General features: G+C 60.4%; 16 protein-coding genes. 4 read left to right on the forward strand and 12 right to left on the reverse strand.

Annotated elements, in window-relative coordinates; translation table 11 throughout:
• Positions 1–52: 52 nt before the first annotated feature.
• The 10 genes from AC4FS3_RS25495 to AC4FS3_RS25540 form a co-directional block, all read right to left on the reverse strand.
• Positions 53–841 (reverse strand): SDR family NAD(P)-dependent oxidoreductase, encoded by a 789-nt coding sequence (locus AC4FS3_RS25495; protein ID WP_491022832.1) that lies wholly within the window; start codon positions 839–841, stop codon positions 53–55.
• Between the two features lie 210 nt (positions 842–1,051).
• Positions 1,052–2,632 carry an AMP-binding protein gene (locus AC4FS3_RS25500; protein WP_491022833.1) on the reverse strand — a complete coding sequence of 527 codons (1,581 nt, stop codon included), beginning with the start codon at positions 2,630–2,632 and terminating at the stop codon, positions 1,052–1,054.
• 100 nt (positions 2,633–2,732) lie between these two features.
• Positions 2,733–3,239, reverse strand: a complete 507-nt coding sequence (locus tag AC4FS3_RS25505) for a MaoC/PaaZ C-terminal domain-containing protein (RefSeq protein WP_491022846.1) — start codon at positions 3,237–3,239, stop codon at positions 2,733–2,735.
• Complete coding sequence (locus tag AC4FS3_RS25510; RefSeq protein ID WP_491022834.1) at positions 3,190–3,429, reverse strand: lipoyl domain-containing protein; 240 nt, start codon at positions 3,427–3,429, stop codon at positions 3,190–3,192. The genes AC4FS3_RS25505 and AC4FS3_RS25510 overlap by 50 nt, the downstream gene beginning before the upstream one ends.
• A 2-nt stretch (positions 3,430–3,431) precedes the next feature.
• Positions 3,432–4,214, reverse strand: coding sequence for an enoyl-CoA hydratase/isomerase family protein (locus tag AC4FS3_RS25515; RefSeq protein ID WP_491022835.1), 783 nt, complete (start codon positions 4,212–4,214; stop codon positions 3,432–3,434).
• Positions 4,211–5,197: an alpha-ketoacid dehydrogenase subunit beta gene (locus AC4FS3_RS25520; protein WP_491022836.1), complete on the reverse strand. Its 987-nt coding sequence runs from the start codon at positions 5,195–5,197 to the stop codon at positions 4,211–4,213. Before AC4FS3_RS25520 ends, AC4FS3_RS25515 begins: the two co-directional genes overlap by 4 nt.
• Positions 5,184–6,173: a thiamine pyrophosphate-dependent dehydrogenase E1 component subunit alpha gene (locus tag AC4FS3_RS25525; RefSeq protein WP_491022837.1), complete on the reverse strand. Its 990-nt coding sequence runs from the start codon at positions 6,171–6,173 to the stop codon at positions 5,184–5,186. Before AC4FS3_RS25525 ends, AC4FS3_RS25520 begins: the two co-directional genes overlap by 14 nt.
• A 2-nt stretch (positions 6,174–6,175) precedes the next feature.
• Positions 6,176–7,324, reverse strand: a complete 1,149-nt coding sequence (locus tag AC4FS3_RS25530) for an acyl-CoA dehydrogenase family protein (RefSeq protein ID WP_491022838.1) — start codon at positions 7,322–7,324, stop codon at positions 6,176–6,178.
• A 196-nt stretch (positions 7,325–7,520) separates the two neighbouring features.
• Entirely contained in the window at positions 7,521–8,684 is a 1,164-nt protein-coding gene (locus AC4FS3_RS25535) for an acetyl-CoA C-acyltransferase (RefSeq protein ID WP_491022839.1), read from the reverse strand.
• An 81-nt stretch (positions 8,685–8,765) separates the two neighbouring features.
• A complete protein-coding gene (locus AC4FS3_RS25540; protein ID WP_491022840.1) occupies positions 8,766–10,007 on the reverse strand; it encodes a CaiB/BaiF CoA transferase family protein in 1,242 nt (413 codons plus the stop codon).
• A 201-nt stretch (positions 10,008–10,208) separates the two neighbouring features.
• On the opposite strand from AC4FS3_RS25540, the gene AC4FS3_RS25545 reads away from it, so the two are divergent.
• From AC4FS3_RS25545 to AC4FS3_RS25555, 3 genes are all read left to right on the forward strand, one after another.
• The gene (locus AC4FS3_RS25545) at positions 10,209–11,387 is read left to right on the forward strand and encodes an NADH:flavin oxidoreductase/NADH oxidase (protein ID WP_491022841.1); all 1,179 of its coding nucleotides are present in this window, start codon (positions 10,209–10,211) and stop codon (positions 11,385–11,387) included.
• Positions 11,384–12,046: an EthD domain-containing protein gene (locus AC4FS3_RS25550; RefSeq protein ID WP_491022842.1), complete on the forward strand. Its 663-nt coding sequence runs from the start codon at positions 11,384–11,386 to the stop codon at positions 12,044–12,046. The genes AC4FS3_RS25545 and AC4FS3_RS25550 overlap by 4 nt, the downstream gene beginning before the upstream one ends.
• A 98-nt stretch (positions 12,047–12,144) precedes the next feature.
• A complete protein-coding gene (locus AC4FS3_RS25555; RefSeq protein ID WP_491022843.1) occupies positions 12,145–12,741 on the forward strand; it encodes a TetR/AcrR family transcriptional regulator in 597 nt (198 codons plus the stop codon).
• 183 nt (positions 12,742–12,924) lie between these two features.
• Here the strand turns inward: AC4FS3_RS25555 and AC4FS3_RS25560 are convergent, their stop codons facing one another.
• Positions 12,925–13,299 carry a helix-hairpin-helix domain-containing protein gene (locus tag AC4FS3_RS25560; protein WP_491022847.1) on the reverse strand — a complete coding sequence of 125 codons (375 nt, stop codon included), beginning with the start codon at positions 13,297–13,299 and terminating at the stop codon, positions 12,925–12,927.
• 594 nt (positions 13,300–13,893) lie between these two features.
• Here AC4FS3_RS25560 and AC4FS3_RS25565 point away from each other — a divergent pair.
• Positions 13,894–15,063, forward strand: a complete 1,170-nt coding sequence (locus AC4FS3_RS25565) for an IS5 family transposase (protein ID WP_491022844.1) — start codon at positions 13,894–13,896, stop codon at positions 15,061–15,063.
• A 169-nt stretch (positions 15,064–15,232) separates the two neighbouring features.
• Here AC4FS3_RS25565 and AC4FS3_RS25570 read toward each other — a convergent pair whose 3' ends face one another.
• A complete protein-coding gene (locus AC4FS3_RS25570) occupies positions 15,233–15,544 on the reverse strand; it encodes a hypothetical protein (protein ID WP_491022845.1) in 312 nt (103 codons plus the stop codon).
• Positions 15,545–15,801 lie beyond the last annotated feature (257 nt).

Here is a 15,801-nt window from a genome sequence, read left to right on the forward strand (position 1 = left end):
ACGGCCTCCCTTTCCGTTTTGATGCGTCAGATCATGAAGGTCGCTCCCCGTCTCAGGTCTGCGCGACAAAGGTTTTTGACGCGTTGGTCGCAAAGCTTTTCTCGGCGATGAAGCCGCCATCGACCGGCAGCACGGCACCGGTGATGAAAGCCGCCGCCGGTGAGCACAGAAATGCCACGACATCGCCGATTGCCTCTGGTGTGCCAGCGTTGCCCTGCGCCACCGCGTGGTTGAGATCATTAAGAAAGACCTCGTCAGAATAGTAACGCTCGGTCATCGGGGTCGGAATCGCTCCAGGGGCGACCGCATTCACACGGATGCCGTATCCCGCCAGATCATAAGACAAGGTTTTGGTGAGCCCGATCACTCCATGCTTGCTTGCGCAATAGGCGGCACGACTCCGAATGCCGATCATGCCGGCAACGGAGGCAATGTTGATGACGCTGCCGCCCCTTTTCTTAAGCAAGGGCAATGCGCCTTTCGTACAATAGAAGGGTCCATTCAGATTGACCGCGAGAACCTGATCCCATTCAGCGGCTGGCAGGGTCTCGATGCTTTTGATCTCACGGATGCCGGCGTTATTGACCAGAATGTCAAGCTGACCGACCTCTTCCCCGATCCGGGCAAAGGTCTGTGAAACCGCATCCCATGAAGCGACATCCAAAGCGGCGACATGCCTGATTTTGCAACCAGCATCAGCCAGCCGCCGAGCTGCGGCCTCCGCCCGTGCCTCGTCAAGATCCAGAACGACAAGCGCGGCACCGGCCTTTGCAAGGGAAGAGGAGATCGCGTGACCGAGCCCCCCGGATGCGCCTGTTACGGCAGCAATTACGTCCGTCATCATTTCCTCCCGAAATGCTACCAAACGATGGTTTGTTTTATTTATTGATGCCGATCAGTGTCAATGCCTTTGTCGCAACAGCAACGGTGTCGCAAACAATCTGATGCCCGAACACGGGCGTTCCGCGGCGCGCTCTTGCCGCAATGACGCGATCACCCAACAAGAGGAGGGTCCTGGTCCAACCCGCCTGTGGATCAGCTTGCCCCCTCGTCAGGTCGGTGCGCCGATACCCCGGCGGCTGATCCGAAATCCGGCGCGTTCACAATCCCAGCACCCTGGGCCGTTGCCCTCATTGCGCAACTCGGTCTTGAGCACTTTCATCGTCGGAGTTCGCGGCAAGGTATCGCGGAACTCGATAAAGCGTGGAACCATGAAATAGGGCATCGCCCCGGCAGCGTAGCGGAACAGCTCCTCTTCGCTGATTGAGCCGGGCTCCTTCAGGACAACAAAGGCCTTCACCTCATCTTCCTGCAGCTCGGAAGGCACCGGTACGACCGCAACTTCCGCCACATGCGAATGCCCATTCAACATCCGCTCGACCTCGAACGAGGATATATTCTCACCCCGGCGCCGGATGGCATCCTTCATCCGGTCAAGAAAGAAAAGATAGCCTTCGCTGTCGATCATGCCACGATCTCCGGTATGGAACCAAAGATCTCCCAGCACCTCGAGTGTTTTCGCTGGCATACCGATATAGCCGGTAAGGATTGTTCCGGGGTAGCGAGGCCGCACACAGATTTCACCCGGTTCACCCGGACCGGCGGCAAAACCGTCTTCCTGCTGGATCTGGATCTCGAAATGTGGGCTGGCACGCCCGATCGCGCCCCGCGGAGTCGGGTCTTCCGGACGGGTATAGGCGACAAGATTGGTTTCGGTGCCGCCATACCCCTCGACAAAATTCAGGCCGAAGCGAGCCTCGAATTCTTCCCTGAACTCCCAAGGAACCGGCACCGCGTAGATCAGGCGCAACGGGTTGTCTGCATCATCGGCCAGGCGCGGCTGGCTATTGAGCATGTGGCAAAGCCCGCCCACCGCCGAACAGACCGTCACCCCGTTTTCCCGCACGTCACGCCAGAAATTCGACACGCTGAACCCATTCCGCAGCAGCATTTTGCCGCCGGCAAGCATGGTGCCCAGGGCCACGAACTTCGCCGCGATATGGAAGAAGGGCAGGAAGTTATAGGTGGTGTCTCCGGGTCCGAGGCGCGTGATCTCTGCATAGGCAAGGCTGAAGGACAGCTGATGTCTTTGGCTCAGCATCACGCCCTTGGACCGGCCAGTCGTTCCTGAAGTGAAAATGATCGAGGCGATATCCCTGGGCCCGACTGCGACCGGCACGACGGCCAGATCTTCTGCGCCGATCAGATCTTCGGGTCTGCAGATCCGGTCAGGCGCGATCAGACCGGCAACCGCCTCATCGAACTGCGCCCGGTATTCTTCAGCAACAATACATAGCGACGGATCAGCGGTTTCGACCAGTTGCCGCAGCAGAACCCCCTTATACGCCGGGTTAATCGGCGCCTCGGTTGCACCGATCCGCGAGATTGCGAACCAGAGCCCGAGATAGGCCTCTGACGCGGGCATAAGAACCAGAACGCGGCTTCCGGCGATCGCCCCGAACCCGGTCAGCGCGGCTGCAAAGCGCCGGGACAACCCCGCCAGCTCGCCATAGCTCACCTCGCGCCCGTCACAAATCGCATAAGTCCGGGTCGCAAACGCCACTTCGCAATGATCCAGCGCGTCATGCAGAGACAGCGGCAAGTCAGCAAAACTGTATTTCATTCCGGACATGCCATCTCCTGTTCCTTCATTCCTGCACTCACGCTGGCCCTGCGACATGACGTCCGTTCCCCGGACAGAAACTGTTCTCGGCAAAGCGGTGAACCGATCATCAGCTATCATCATCAGCCCGCGCAACCAGAGCAAGAATTGACATCTGGAAGATCATCTCATCGCTCTGATTATACGTCTCCACACGCAGCCGGACCTTGCCCGAACCAGGCCTTGAGGACATCATTTTTTCCTCCACGAGAACCCGAACAGAGATTGTATCGCCAGGAAGAAGCGGCTTGAGAAAGCGGATTTCATCTATTCCGAGGCCCGCCAGCGCCGTATTGCGCAACAGGCCCGAGTCGAAATAGAGCCGGTAGCTCAGCAGCAAAGTGTGCAACCCGCTGCCGACCAGCTGTCCGAACAGACTGTTCGCTGCGGCGATCCGATCAATATGGAAGGGTTGCGGATCCCAGGTGGACGCAAAATCCATGATCGCGGCCTCGGTCACGGTCATTCCCGGACCCTGGAGCCATTGTCCCGGCTCCAGATCGTCGAAAAAGCGGCCGCGAAGCTGTTCAATCGGTTTCGATGACAGCAAGCGCGCCTCCCACCTCGACCATGTCACCCACCGCAACGAGCAGCTCTTTCAATGTGCCGGCGGCGGGGGCGGTGATCTCATAGTTCGCCTTGTCCGCTTCGACAGTTGCGATCAGCTCGTCGAATTCGACGCGATCACCAGCGGCCTTTTCCCAGGAAGCAAGGCTGACTTCCTCGATCGTCAGGCCAAGTTTTGGCACCTTTACCCGCAGTTTCATGCCTAACGTCCTTTATATTCAGGTTTGCGTTTTTCGAGGAAAGCCAACATGCCTTCCTGCTTGTCCTCGCTGGAAAACAGTCGGACAAATTCCTGCAACTCATATTCCAGCGCCACGTCGAAACTGGCCTCGGCGCCGATGTTGACGGTCATCTTGGCCGCGCCGAGTGCGAGCGGCGCTCGGGCGTTCAGATCCTCTGTCAGGCTGGTGACCTCAGCGTCCAGATCGGCCTCGGCCACGCAGCGATTGGCGAGCTGCCAGTCAACAGCCTCACGTCCCGACAGAAGTCGGCCAAGCATCAGAAGCTCCTTGCTGCGCATCCGGCCAAGCCAGCGCGTCAGTCGAACCCCCGCCCCTGCGCCAGGGATGACGCCGATATTGATCTCGGAGAGGCCAAAGCGGGCGCTCTCGGCCGCGATGACGAAATCGCAGGCCAGAGACAGTTCAGTGCCACCGCCGGTCGCCCAGCCTTTGACAGCTGCGATCACCGGCTTTCGACAAAGCTCAATGCTGCGAAACAGGTCCAGCCAGTCGCGATTGTAGCGCAGCACCTCTTGCGGACCGAAATCCCGCAGCTCGGCAATATCAGCCCCTGCAGTGAAGGCCCGATCTCCGGCGCCGGTAAAGACGATGCTTCGGATGGCGGGGTCGTCATCCGCCTCCTGCAAAGCCTCTCTGCATTCATTGACGCAGCGTCGGTTCATCGCATTCAGTACCGCAGGGCGCGATAAGGTGATCCAGCGACTCGCCCCGCGGGTCGCGGTGACAATCGTGTCATATGTCATGCGGGAACCCCCATCAGGCCCTCCACCGCCGCATGAACACGGTCAGGGGACGGCAGATAGAGCGCCTCAAGTCCCGGTGCAAAGGGGCTGGGTGCGAAAGGTGGGGTTACGCGCAGCGGCGGTGCCTTCAGGCTGTGCAGCGAAGTCTCGGCAATCCGCGCCAGGATCTCCGCGCCAATACCGAAGGGGCTGTGCCCCTCATGCACAATGCACAGTCGCCCGGTTTTTTCGACAGATGCGTGGATGGCATCGAAATCAAGCGGGCTGACACTTCGTGGGTCGATCACCTCAGCGGAAATCCCGCTGGCCGCAAGAGTGTCGGCCGCCTTCAGCGCAACCTGCAGCATCTGCCCGACAGCTACGATCGTTACATCGTTGCCGGCGCGAGCGACGCGGGCCAGACCAAGCGGCACGATGGCCTCTTCACCGTCAGGAGCCTCGCCGGTGGTGCCGATCAGCTTTTTGCTCAGAAGACAAAGCACAGGGTTGTTGTCGCGGATCGCACTTTTCATCAGGCCCAGCACATCGGCAGGGGTCGCGGGTGTGACCACCTTCAGGCCCGGCACATGCGCAAACCAGGACGCCAGGCTCTGCGAATGCTGAGGCCCTGCATTCACCCCTCCGCCGCCGAACGTATAGAGCACCAGCGGAATGCTGACCCGCCCGCCAAGCATATAGCCCAACTTTGCCGCCTGATTGACCAGTGGCTCAGTACAGCAGGTCAGAAAGTCCTCGAACCCGATTTCAACGATCGGACGCATCCCGGTCATAGCCGCTCCGACCGCTGCCGAGACGAAACCGTTTTCAGCAATCGGGGTATCGCGTACGCGGTCCGCACCGAATTCGGCATGAAGGCCGCGGGTCTGCGCGAAGATTCCGCCGCTCGCGCCGACATCCTCACCCATCAGGAAGACCCTCTCATCGCGCTGCATCTCCTCACGGATTGCCCGGGTCAATGCCTGGTAATATTTAATCCTGGCCATCGGTCAGCTCCGCATAAACATCCTGGGTCATCGTCTCCGGGGCGGGGCTTTGCAGGCCCGCAGCCCAGGCTTCCGCATCGGCGATTTCGGCATTCGCCGCCGCCTCAATTGCATCAAGCTCTGCCAGCGTAAGACCGCCCAGCTCTGGCACGCGCTCACGCATCCGGGCGATCGGGTCAAAGCTCTGGCCATTGGCGCGTTCGTCCTCGGTCTTGTAGACTTGGGGATCCCCTTCATAGTGACCGTGCCAGCGGAAGGTCTTTGCCTCGATCAGGGTTGGCCCTTCGCCACGCCGCGCGCGTTGGGCTGCGGCAAGAGTGGCCTCATAGACCGCCACGACATCCTCGCCGTCGATGGTCACGCCGGGAAAGCCATAACCCGCTGCCCGCTGTGCGACATCAGGAACAGAAACATGGGTTGCAAAAGGCGACAGTTCGGCAAACCGGTTGGCCTCGCAGAAAAAGATAACCGGCAGCTTCCAGATCGCCGCCATGTTCATCGTTTCATGCGCAATGCCGGTGCCCGACGCGCCCTCGCCGAAAAACGCCACGACCACATTGGGCAGTTTACGGATCTGCACCGACAGCGCGGCACCGATGCCAAGGCCCATCGACTGCCCAACGATTCCGTTCGCGCCGAGCACCCCCGCCGAGACATCGGCGATATGCATGGACCCTGCGCGCCCCTTGCCATAGCCCGGCGCCCTTGCGAAAAGCTCGGCCAGCATCAGGCGCGCATCGGCCCCTTTCGCAAGACAATGTCCATGACCGCGATGCGTGCTTGTAATGTAGTCGCCCTGCTCCAGCGCAGCGCAGACACCGGCGGCACAGGCCTCCTGGCCCAGCGACAGATGGATAAAGCCCGGCAGATCGCCCTCTTTATAGCGCCGCGCCGCCGTCAGTTCAAAAGCACGCACCTCGCACATCAGGCGAAACATCCGGGCCGCAAGGTCGCGGTTGACTGTGTTTCCGGTCATCGTCAGCACCCCAGTGACCGGGCAATGACGAGTTGCTGGACCTCGTTCGTGCCCTCACCGATTGCGAGGATCTGTGCCTCGCGGTAGAGCCGGTTTACCCGATACTCATGCATGAAACCGTACCCGCCATGCAGCTGATAAGCTTCTTCGGCGGCGCGGATTGCGAGACGGGTTCCGACAAGTTTCAGCATCGCCGCCTCAGCATGGCAATCCTGTCCCTGCGCGAATTTCCACGCGACGGACCGGCTGAAACAGCGGATTGCCTCGGCGTGGGCAGCCATATCGGCAAGCTTGGCCTGGGTCATCTGGAACGAGCTGAGCGGTGCGCCGAATTGCCTTCGGCTTTGCGTATAGCTGAGGCTTTCTTCAAGACAGGCCCGGGTCAGCGCGCAACCAAGCGTGCCAAACACGATCCGGCCCAGGTTCAGCGCCCCAAGCGCTTGTTTGAGCCCGGAACCCTCGGAACCCAGCAAATGTTCATCGCTCAGCCGGACATCGTCAAAAACAAGCTCGCGGTTGTCCATACCGTGCCAGGCCATTTTGTCAAAGGACTGGCCAAGCGTATAACCGGGCGTGCCGGTCGGCAGGATGAAGGACGAGATCGACTTGCGGCCATTTTCCTTTTCTCCGGTCACCGCCATGACAACAGTACCATCGCTGATGAGGGTTCCGGCATTCGAGATGAAAATTTTGTTGCCGTTCAGCTTCCAGCCCTGATTGCCATCCCGCGCGGCCCGGGTGCGCAACCCGCCGGCATCAGAACCTGCCCCCGCCTCGGTAAGAGCAATCGCGCCAAGTTTTTCGCCACGTGCGAAATGGGGCAGCCAGTCCTGTTTTTGCTGCGGCGTACCAAGCAAGGCGTACATGTTGGAAACCATGACATGGACCTGCCAGATCAGGGCAAAAGTCTGGCTGACAGTGCCGACCTCCTCCATGGCGAGAACATAGGTCAGGGCATCCAGCCCTGCGCCACCATATTCCTCGGGGATCATGATCCCCGCCATCCCCAGATCGCTCCATTTTTGCCAGGTTTCGTAGGGGAAGTCATGGGTTTCATCCATGGCCACCTGAGCGGGGGCGATCTCTTGTTCGGCAAAGTTTTTGACCATTGAGATCAGCTCTGCCTGCTCATTCGACAATGCAAAATTCATCGTCACTCCTCTCTTTCGTGACGGCCAGATCGGGGATCCGGTCGGATGTTCCTGTGGCGTTGCGATCCGGACGGGACAAAGGCAACTGCGATTTATCAACCAAACCCTTGTTTGGTATTAAGTTTGAAATTGAGTCTGTCAAGCCATTTCCTGGCCTGCACCTACACCGCGCGCACAAACGTATTGAGCTGCCCTGTCAGAGCAATTCGACCGCGACAGCAGTCGCTTCGCCACCACCGATGCACAGCGATGCAATCCCAGTTCTTCCACCCCACGCCTGAAGGGCGTGGATCAAGGTCACCAGGATGCGTGCGCCGGAACATCCAATCGGGTGACCCAGGGCGCAGGCGCCGCCATTCACGTTGACACGCGCATGCGGCAGATCCAGTTCTCGCATGGCGATCATCGCGACCACTGCAAAAGCCTCATTGATTTCAAAGAGATCGACATCGTCCGCCGTCCAGCCGGTTTTCGTCAGAACAGCGCGGATCGCATCGACCGGCGCGGTGGTGAACCAACCGGGAGCCGTGGCAAAGGAGGCGCTGCCGGTGATCCGCGCCATAGGCGCAAGGCCGCGTCGCAGCGCTTCGGATTCCCGCATCAGCACCAGGGCCGCGCCACCATCCGAAATCGAGGCCGAGGTTGCTGCCGTCACCGTGCCGCCCTCGCGGAAAGCCGGCTTCAGGGTCGGAATCCGCTCTGGCTTTGCCTTTCCCGGCTGCTCATCGACCGCGACGCCCCCCAGTGGCACGATCTCATTGCGAAAGGCGCCGCTCTCAATCGCGGCTCTGGCGCGGCTCAGGGACTCCAAAGCATATGCGTCCTGCTCTTCACGCGTAAAACCGAAATGCGCCGCGCTGTCTTCAGCGAAACGGCCCATCGGACTGCCGGCTTCATAGGCGTCCTCCAGCCCGTCCAGAAACATATGATCGAGCACCCGACCATGCCCGATCCGATAGCCCGACCGCGCCCGGTCCAGAAGATAAGGCGCGTTGCTCATACTCTCCATGCCTCCGGCAACGACGATCTGCGCGGCACCTGCGATCAGCGTATCATGCCCCGCCATCACCGCGCGCATCCCCGAGCCGCAAACCTTGCTGATCGTGGTGCAGCAAGCGCTTTGCGGCAGCCCTGCCCCGAGTGCGGCCTGTCGCGCCGGTGCCTGGCCAAGCCCCGCCGGCAGGACGCAGCCCATCAGGACCTCTTGCACCTGGTCGGAGGCAATTCCCGCGCGCGCGACCGCCGCACGGATGGCCGCAGACCCAAGTTCGATGGCAGTGACGGATTGCAGAGCGCCCTGAAAGCCCCCCATTGCCGTGCGCGCCGCAGAGACGATGACCACCGGATCATGCTGTGGCATGACGTTTCTCCATATTGATCTGGCGTTTGTGAAATCGGCCCCTGCCCTTTATTTAGTGCAGCAGGCCCATTGCTCGCTGTTTCAGATCGCCCCGCGCGTTCTGAGGGCTTCAAGCGTTTCGACCGGGACGCCAATTGCTCCGAGGACGCTGTCGGTATCGGCACCCAGAAGCGGAGCGGGTGTCAGGCTGTTCGGCGTCACCCCATCAATCCGCAGAGGATTGCCGATGTGACGAAGCCGGCCCTCTCCGGGATCGTCTATCGAAATCATCGTGCCGCGCGCTTTGGCATGTTCGGTAGCGAGAGCCTCCCGCGCCGTATAGACCGGGGTCACGCAGGCCTCATTCTCGCTGAAAATCGCGACCCATTCCGCCTGGGTTCTGGTCTTGAAAATGGCCGCCATATCTTCGCGCATATTCTCTTCGGCGGCGCCTTCGGCCCATTGCTGATCCAGCCAGTCGGGCCGCCCCAATACCTCGCACAAGGTTCGCCAGAATTTTTCCTCATAGGCACCGGTGACCATATGGCGCCCGTCGGCGGTTTCAAAAATGCTATAGAAGGGCTTGTTAAAGGGCGCATCAAAGGGCGTATCCACGCTCGCTTTCGCCGGCACGTTCCACCCCGCCGCCATAAAGCCGATCCAAGAATAGAGCCCGTCAATCACTGACACATCGACATAGTGCCCCCTGCCCGTTCGCGCGACATCATTCAGCGCTGCAAGGATGCCGGTCAGGGCCATCAACGCCCCGCCGCCGACATCGCCCAAAGGCAAGCCAGTCGGGTGCGGGCTCTCCTCGCGGCCATTCACAAGGTGCAAGAGCCCCGCCATACCAAGATAGTTCAGGTCGTGTGCCGCTACCTGAGCCCAGGGGCCGGTCTGACCAAAGCCCGTCATAGAGCACATTACCAGCCGGGGGTTTCTTGCCTGCAAGGTCGCGGGTGACAGTCCAAGGCGATCCATCACACCTGGCCGAAAACCCTCGATGACGACATCGGCCTGCGCGACCAGGTCAAGAAAAATCGCTCTCGCATCGGCGTCCTTGAGGTTGAGAGTAATGCTCTTCTTCCCGCGATTCAGCGCCAGAAACTGCACGCTTTGCTTCCGTACGGAAGGCGGTGACCAGCGCCAGTAATCACCGAGGCCGGGCTGTTCGATCTTGATGATCTCGGCCCCCAGATCCGCGAGAAACTGGGTGCAGAATGCCCCCGGCAGCAGTCGGGTCAGATCAAGGACGCGAACCCCTGCCAAAAGGCTCCGGCGCTCGGACTGTTCGGAACTGCATGGGTTGTTTTGCGCATCGCTCTCGGATCCATATGTCACCATGGCTCTTTCTATTCAATCAAACGTAGGTTTGGTTAAAGAAACCCACATGAACGATTACATGTCAATATAGATCATAAAATATTCGAAGTCTCGGTGTTGACGGTAAACACTATTCTAACTATCGTTTGACTCATGTGAGGCGCTATGCCGGAGCCACTATCCCGCCGCGCCCGGCTTCCACGCTCAGAAAGGAACCCCGACATGCAGCAAGTCCAGGAGGCAAACAGCCCGGCGCTGTTTTCCAGCCTCACCCTTCGCGGGGTTGAATTCAGGAACCGTTGCATGGTTTCGCCCATGTGCATGTACAGTGCGACGGACGGACTGGCCGACGACTTCCACCTCGTCCATCTCGGGCGCTTCGCACTTGGCGGAGCCGGTCTGGTCTTTGTCGAAGCCACATCGGTCAGCATCGATGGCAAGATCACCCATGGCTGTCTCGGCCTGTGGAAGGATGATCAGATTGCCCCGCTCGCAAGAATTGCGGAGTTCCTGCACCGCCAGGACTGTCGCGCCGGGATTCAGCTTTCCCATGCCGGATTCAAAGGGTCGAGCCAGCGCCCCTGGGAGGGGCTGGGGCCGCTCACGGCCAAAGATGCCGAGGATCGCGGCGATGCCCCTTGGGACATTCTCAGCGTCTGCGACCAGCCCTGGGACAGCGGCTGGGGAAATGTACGCCAGATGACCACCGAGGATATGGCACGCGTGGCCGGCGATTTTGCAGCGGCGGCGATAAGGGCAGACAAGGCCGGGTTCGACATCATCGAAATCCACTGCGCCCACGGATATCTGCTGCATTCCTTCCTGTCGCCACTGTCGAACCATCGTGATGACGGCTATGGCGGCGATCTCGACGGACGGATGCGCTGGCCACTTGAGGTGATCGCCGGAGTGCGCGCCGTCTGGCCCGTGCACAAGCCGATTTCGGTGCGGATCTCTGCGGTGGACGGAATCGACGCGGGCACCACGCTCGCGGAGTCGACACTTTTCGCAGCCCGTCTGAAAGAGATTGGCGTCGACCTTGTCGACTGCTCTTCGGGCGGAATGAAGCTACCGCGCGAAAAGAACCTCCTCCAGCGCGAGCCAGGCTTTCACCTGCCCTTTGCTGAAACCATCCGCCGCGAAGCTGGCCTGCCGGTGGTGGCAGTAGGGCTGATCCGCGACCCGCTTCTGGCGGAAGAGATCATTGCCGGCGGCAAGGCCGATTTTGTGGCCGTCGCCCGCGAGGCGCTGTTCAACCCGAACTGGCCGGTTCTCTGCGCGCTGGAATTGGAAGGCAACCCCGGCTGGGCTCGCTGGCCGCAGCAATTCGGCTGGTGGCTGCGTCACCGCGCCCGGCAGCAAAAAGACCTCTTCGGCCCCGAGACCATGGGAAATCAATGACACGCAAACTTGTACATCTGCTGAAGCGCCATCAGGGTGATCCTCTGCAGGACTTCCACGACGCCCTCAAGCATCTGCGCGGCATAGACCCCCCGACCCCTGGTCGTTACGTGCAGAGCCACACACTTGCGCGCGGCTATCTGCGTGGCGAGTTGCTATTCGACGCTGTCGAGGAGTTCAGCTTCGATACCGCCGAGGCCTGCGCAGCGTTTCTGAGGTCCGATGAATACGGTGTTATCTCACGCCGGAGACTACCGGTCATTGATCACCATGCGAGCCTGATCTTCGAGGTTGATACATACAGAGTAAAAGATGAACCAATCAGCAAAGACGGCGTAAAAAACATCGAGTTCGTCAACCGCCGGCCGGGCATGGATATCGACCCTTTCCGACATTACTGGCGCGAAGTTCATGGTCCGATCGGCGCGCGGATCCCCTCGATCCAACGCTATGAGCAGAACCACACCGCAGCCAGCGAATATACTGGCGGAAGACAGCCACGTTTTGACGGCCTGGCTATAACCTGGTTCGAATCCACCCAGGCGATGCGCGACGGCGCCTCAACCGAGGCCTATGAGATCACCCGCTCCGACGAGGCGAATTTTCTTCCCGATGGCCATTTGCCGATCATCATCACCAGGGAGGTGCTGACTTCATGACAGGCCCCGCGCCGCGCGAGCTCGTCAAAAAGGCAGTATGGATTGAAGATCGGGCGGGAAGCGCATATACCTATCCCGATCAAACGTTTGGGTAAACAATGGCGCGCACTGCAAAACAAGCTTCCACCAGTCGCCGCGAACACGTGATTGAAGCGGCCTCTGTCCAGTTTGCGAAACAGGGTTACGATGCCACAACGATGCGTGATATCGCAGCCGAATGCGGCATTCTGCCGGGATCGCTCTATTATCACTTCGCCTCTAAGGAAGAGATGTTTGCCGCCGTGCATGAACGGGCGATCAACCATATCTGTACGGGCGTCCTTCGCCGCATGGATTCCAGCGGCGATCCCTGGACCCTGTTGCGGCAGGCCTCGGAAGGCTATCTTGCGACCATGCTGACCAGCGCGACGGAAGCGAGCCTGATCATCACCGAATTCCCGCGCCGACGGGCCACCAAACTGCGGGAAAGGCTGCTTGCCGACCGCCGCCGTTTCGAAAATATTTTCAGTGATATCGTCGATACTCTGCCCTTGGCCCAGGACGTGAATCGCAGCTATTGGCGCCTCGCGCTTCTCGGGATGCTTGCCTGGACCTACGTCTGGTATAGAAATGACGGCGATCCACCGGATGTCGTCGCAGCAAATCTGATCAATCTGCTACGCTACCAAACGGATGGCGCGTCAACCCTGAGTTGACCGATGAACGGCTCCGATGGAGATGGGTAGTCTGGGCACGTTCGAGAACACCTCCGCCAGCGGCGACAGGCTTTGTCGCCAGATGCGCGCGGCCGGTTGCGAGTGCTCCGTTCTGACGGTCACTGATCCCGCTCTGCTGCACAAGTCGGCTAAAGGCCGGACTGCGCCATATCCCGGACAGACCTATCCTGCGACCTTCGTGACTGGGATGCCGAGCGCGGTGTAGCCGTTCAGCACGGCAACACGGACCTGGAACTCCGCAACCTGGCGTTCGAAGTCCCGCGCCATGAGGCGTTGACCCAGGGGTTTGACGCAGTGCAATTTCGTTTCTGCACGGCTTCGGCGGTGATAACCGTTACCGCGCGCAGACTTGATCCAAATGGCGTCCTCCTCGCACATTCCCTTCACCTGCCGGAAGCCGAGCCGAAGAGCGTATGAGCCATCGGCCCGGCGCTCGATCATGCAATCCCAGATCGAGTCATTTACCGAGACTGGCCGCACCTCGACCCCGTGATTGCGGGCATCGCGCACCAGTTGCGCGAGCGCGCAGAACCCCATCGGCTGAGGAACCAGATGGAAAGCAGCCGCCTCGCGATTCCAACTCACATCGTAGATTCCGATTACTCCCCTATTGTTCTTATTGGGGCCAACGATGACGAGTCGAGTCCGGAGGTGACGGCCGCGGATCACATTTCCAGCGGGTTTCGGCGGCGTTGCTCCCCCTGCCCTCCTGGATCAGTATCAGGCCTGTGGTCTCGCCAGACACCGCCTGGTTGCGATCCTGGCACTGGCAGATCAGGGTCATACATCAGTACGATCCAGAAAACCGATCCCGCTAATCTTGCGGTCTGGAATAGAGCGAAGCAGCTTCGCCCTCGTCCTTCGACTTCATGGACGCGCGCCCTCAGAAGTTGAAGCGGTTCATCATTTCCGGCCTATGGCCGGTCATGCAGGGTCAGCACCGATGCCCTCCGCTACGATCTGAAGCTGCCCATCGGGCAACGGTCGCTGGAGTTTCAGGGCCTCTTGTGTGTCCGCAGTCAGCCAGCAGCGCCATTCGTCTGGGCTGGTTAGCAGGTCGCTGAAATAGTCAGTGCTCGACCTGCGGCGCAGAACATGATTCACCCCGAGCAGTTAGGCGGGGTGGTGAAGATGCGTGGAACGGACGAGGCGAGCGGATCGCTGTTCAGCTATGTCGACCTTGAAGCCCGGATTCCTGCGGGCCACTCACTTCGGAAGATACGGCGGGTGGTCAACGAGGCGCTGGCCAGCCTCGATGCCGCGTTCGATGCGCTTTATTACATCGGCTTCGGTCGTCCCTCGATCCCGCCGGAGCGGCTGATCCGGGCGAGTCTGCTGCAGATCCTTTATTCCGTTCGCTCCGAGCGCCAGCTGATGGAGCAGATGAATTACAACCTTCTGTTTCGCTGGTTCGTCGGCCTTGGCGTGGATGACCCGGTCTGGGTGCCCACGGTCTTCACCAAGAACCGCGATCGGTTGCTGATGACCGAGATGTCGCGTGCAGTGATGGCCGCGATCTTGGCCCATCGCGACGTGGCGCCGCTGCTGTCGGAAGATCATTTCTCGGTCGATGGCACGCTGGTGAAGGCCTGGGCGTCGATGAAGAGCGTCCAGCCCCGGGCAGACGGGGCCTCGCCCGATGATGATCCAGGCGATCCGTCCGGGCCAGATGTCGCCATCGATCCCACCGTGTCGACCACCACTGAGACCGATCCTATGCCCCGCCCAGCCCGCCACAGCCGCAATGCCGAGGTCGATTTCCGGGGCCAGAGACGGACGAATGCCACCCATTGTTCGGTCACCGATCCGGACGCCCGGCTTTACAAGAAATCGCCCGGAACTGGGGCGATGCTGTGCTTCATCGGGCATGCGCTGATGGAGAACCGCTCCGGCCTGATCGTGCAGGGCGACCTCACTCGCGCCGATGGTAGGGCCGAGCGGCGCGCGGCGCTCGACATGATCCACCGTCATTCCCCGGGATCGACCCGAAGGCTGACGCTCGGCGCCGACCGCGGCTTCGATGCCGCAGGCTTTGTCACCGACCTGCGCGCGGCCTGCGTCACGCCCCATGTCGCGCAAAGATCAAGGCATTCCGCGATCGACGGGCGCACTACCAGGCACGACGGCTACGCCAAATCCCAGCGTCACCGCAAACGGATCGAAGAGGCCTTGGGCTGGGCCAAGACCATCGGCGGCATGGCACAGACCGTCTACCGTGGCCTCGAAAAGGTGCGATCCCGCTTTATCCTCACCATGGCCGCCAACAATCTCGCCCGGCTCCCAAGGCTGATCGCCGCCTGAGCATGGAACTCGGCAGGGCCTACGCGACCACCAAAACAGCTACAAGCGCTAGGCTCTTGGCGGCCGGAACAGGAAAACTTCCCGGCGGAGCGACTATTTCAGCGACCTGTTAGGATCACAGGCATCGCTTTGGGATGTACCGGGCGCACTGCATCATTTGGCTCGCAGGTCAGGAAGCCAAAAAGCCAAAAAGCTCAGCGGTCACCTCGCCCTCCTTCAGCTTTCTGACCGAGGTCCATTCGGTGCGTATCCCGGCAAAGAAGGCGAGTGGTCGATCCTGGCCAAGGGCAAACCAGACCGGGTGGTTACGAGGCGCGCCGGGTCGGGCATCAAGTTCGGAGAAGCTGGTGAAGGGAATGAGACAACGGTGTTCGACCCCGAGCCATCTGCGCCAATGCGGCGAGCTGAGATTTTGGATGTCGTGACGCTGGGGTCTGTGCGCCTGGCCGTAAGGTATACGGGAGGCGTCGGCATACCCCATCGAGCCGTGGTCAGTGTCCAGTTTCGTCCCTCGCTGCGGCGAATGATCGGCGCAGAGTAGTCGGGGAAGGTGCTGGATGCGGGCGCTAGGTTGCCTGCGGTATCGATCAGTTCCTCATCCTCTTCCAGCACGTCACGAAAGACCTGACGCATCGCGTCTTGGCTTTTAGTCTGGGCGTAAAGGTTGCAGATGTGGACGGCCCCTCTCTTGTCAGGATTGCAGAAGACTTTTGACCAAATCGTTTGCTATCAGATGTC

The sequence above is a fragment of the Pseudogemmobacter sp. TB195 genome, assembly GCF_058313095.1.

Excerpts from the sequence above, each read along its gene's own strand:
- AC4FS3_RS25495 (WP_491022832.1), bottom strand. The coding sequence starts at position 841 with ATGACGGACGTAATTGCTGCCGTAACAGGCGCATCCGGGGGGCTCGGT.
- AC4FS3_RS25500 (WP_491022833.1), bottom strand. The coding sequence starts at position 2,632 with ATGTCCGGAATGAAATACAGTTTTGCTGACTTGCCGCTGTCTCTGCAT.
- AC4FS3_RS25510 (WP_491022834.1), bottom strand. The coding sequence starts at position 3,429 with ATGAAACTGCGGGTAAAGGTGCCAAAACTTGGCCTGACGATCGAGGAA.
- AC4FS3_RS25515 (WP_491022835.1), bottom strand. The coding sequence starts at position 4,214 with ATGACATATGACACGATTGTCACCGCGACCCGCGGGGCGAGTCGCTGG.
- AC4FS3_RS25520 (WP_491022836.1), bottom strand. The coding sequence starts at position 5,197 with ATGGCCAGGATTAAATATTACCAGGCATTGACCCGGGCAATCCGTGAG.
- AC4FS3_RS25525 (WP_491022837.1), bottom strand. The coding sequence starts at position 6,173 with ATGACCGGAAACACAGTCAACCGCGACCTTGCGGCCCGGATGTTTCGC.
- AC4FS3_RS25530 (WP_491022838.1), bottom strand. The coding sequence starts at position 7,324 with ATGAATTTTGCATTGTCGAATGAGCAGGCAGAGCTGATCTCAATGGTC.
- AC4FS3_RS25535 (WP_491022839.1), bottom strand. The coding sequence starts at position 8,684 with ATGCCACAGCATGATCCGGTGGTCATCGTCTCTGCGGCGCGCACGGCA.
- AC4FS3_RS25540 (WP_491022840.1), bottom strand. The coding sequence starts at position 10,007 with ATGGTGACATATGGATCCGAGAGCGATGCGCAAAACAACCCATGCAGT.
- AC4FS3_RS25545 (WP_491022841.1), top strand. The coding sequence starts at position 10,209 with ATGCAGCAAGTCCAGGAGGCAAACAGCCCGGCGCTGTTTTCCAGCCTC.
- AC4FS3_RS25550 (WP_491022842.1), top strand. The coding sequence starts at position 11,384 with ATGACACGCAAACTTGTACATCTGCTGAAGCGCCATCAGGGTGATCCT.
- AC4FS3_RS25555 (WP_491022843.1), top strand. The coding sequence starts at position 12,145 with ATGGCGCGCACTGCAAAACAAGCTTCCACCAGTCGCCGCGAACACGTG.
- AC4FS3_RS25560 (WP_491022847.1), bottom strand. The coding sequence starts at position 13,299 with ATGGGGTTCTGCGCGCTCGCGCAACTGGTGCGCGATGCCCGCAATCAC.
- AC4FS3_RS25565 (WP_491022844.1), top strand. The coding sequence starts at position 13,894 with ATGCGTGGAACGGACGAGGCGAGCGGATCGCTGTTCAGCTATGTCGAC.
- AC4FS3_RS25570 (WP_491022845.1), bottom strand. The coding sequence starts at position 15,544 with ATGGGGTATGCCGACGCCTCCCGTATACCTTACGGCCAGGCGCACAGA.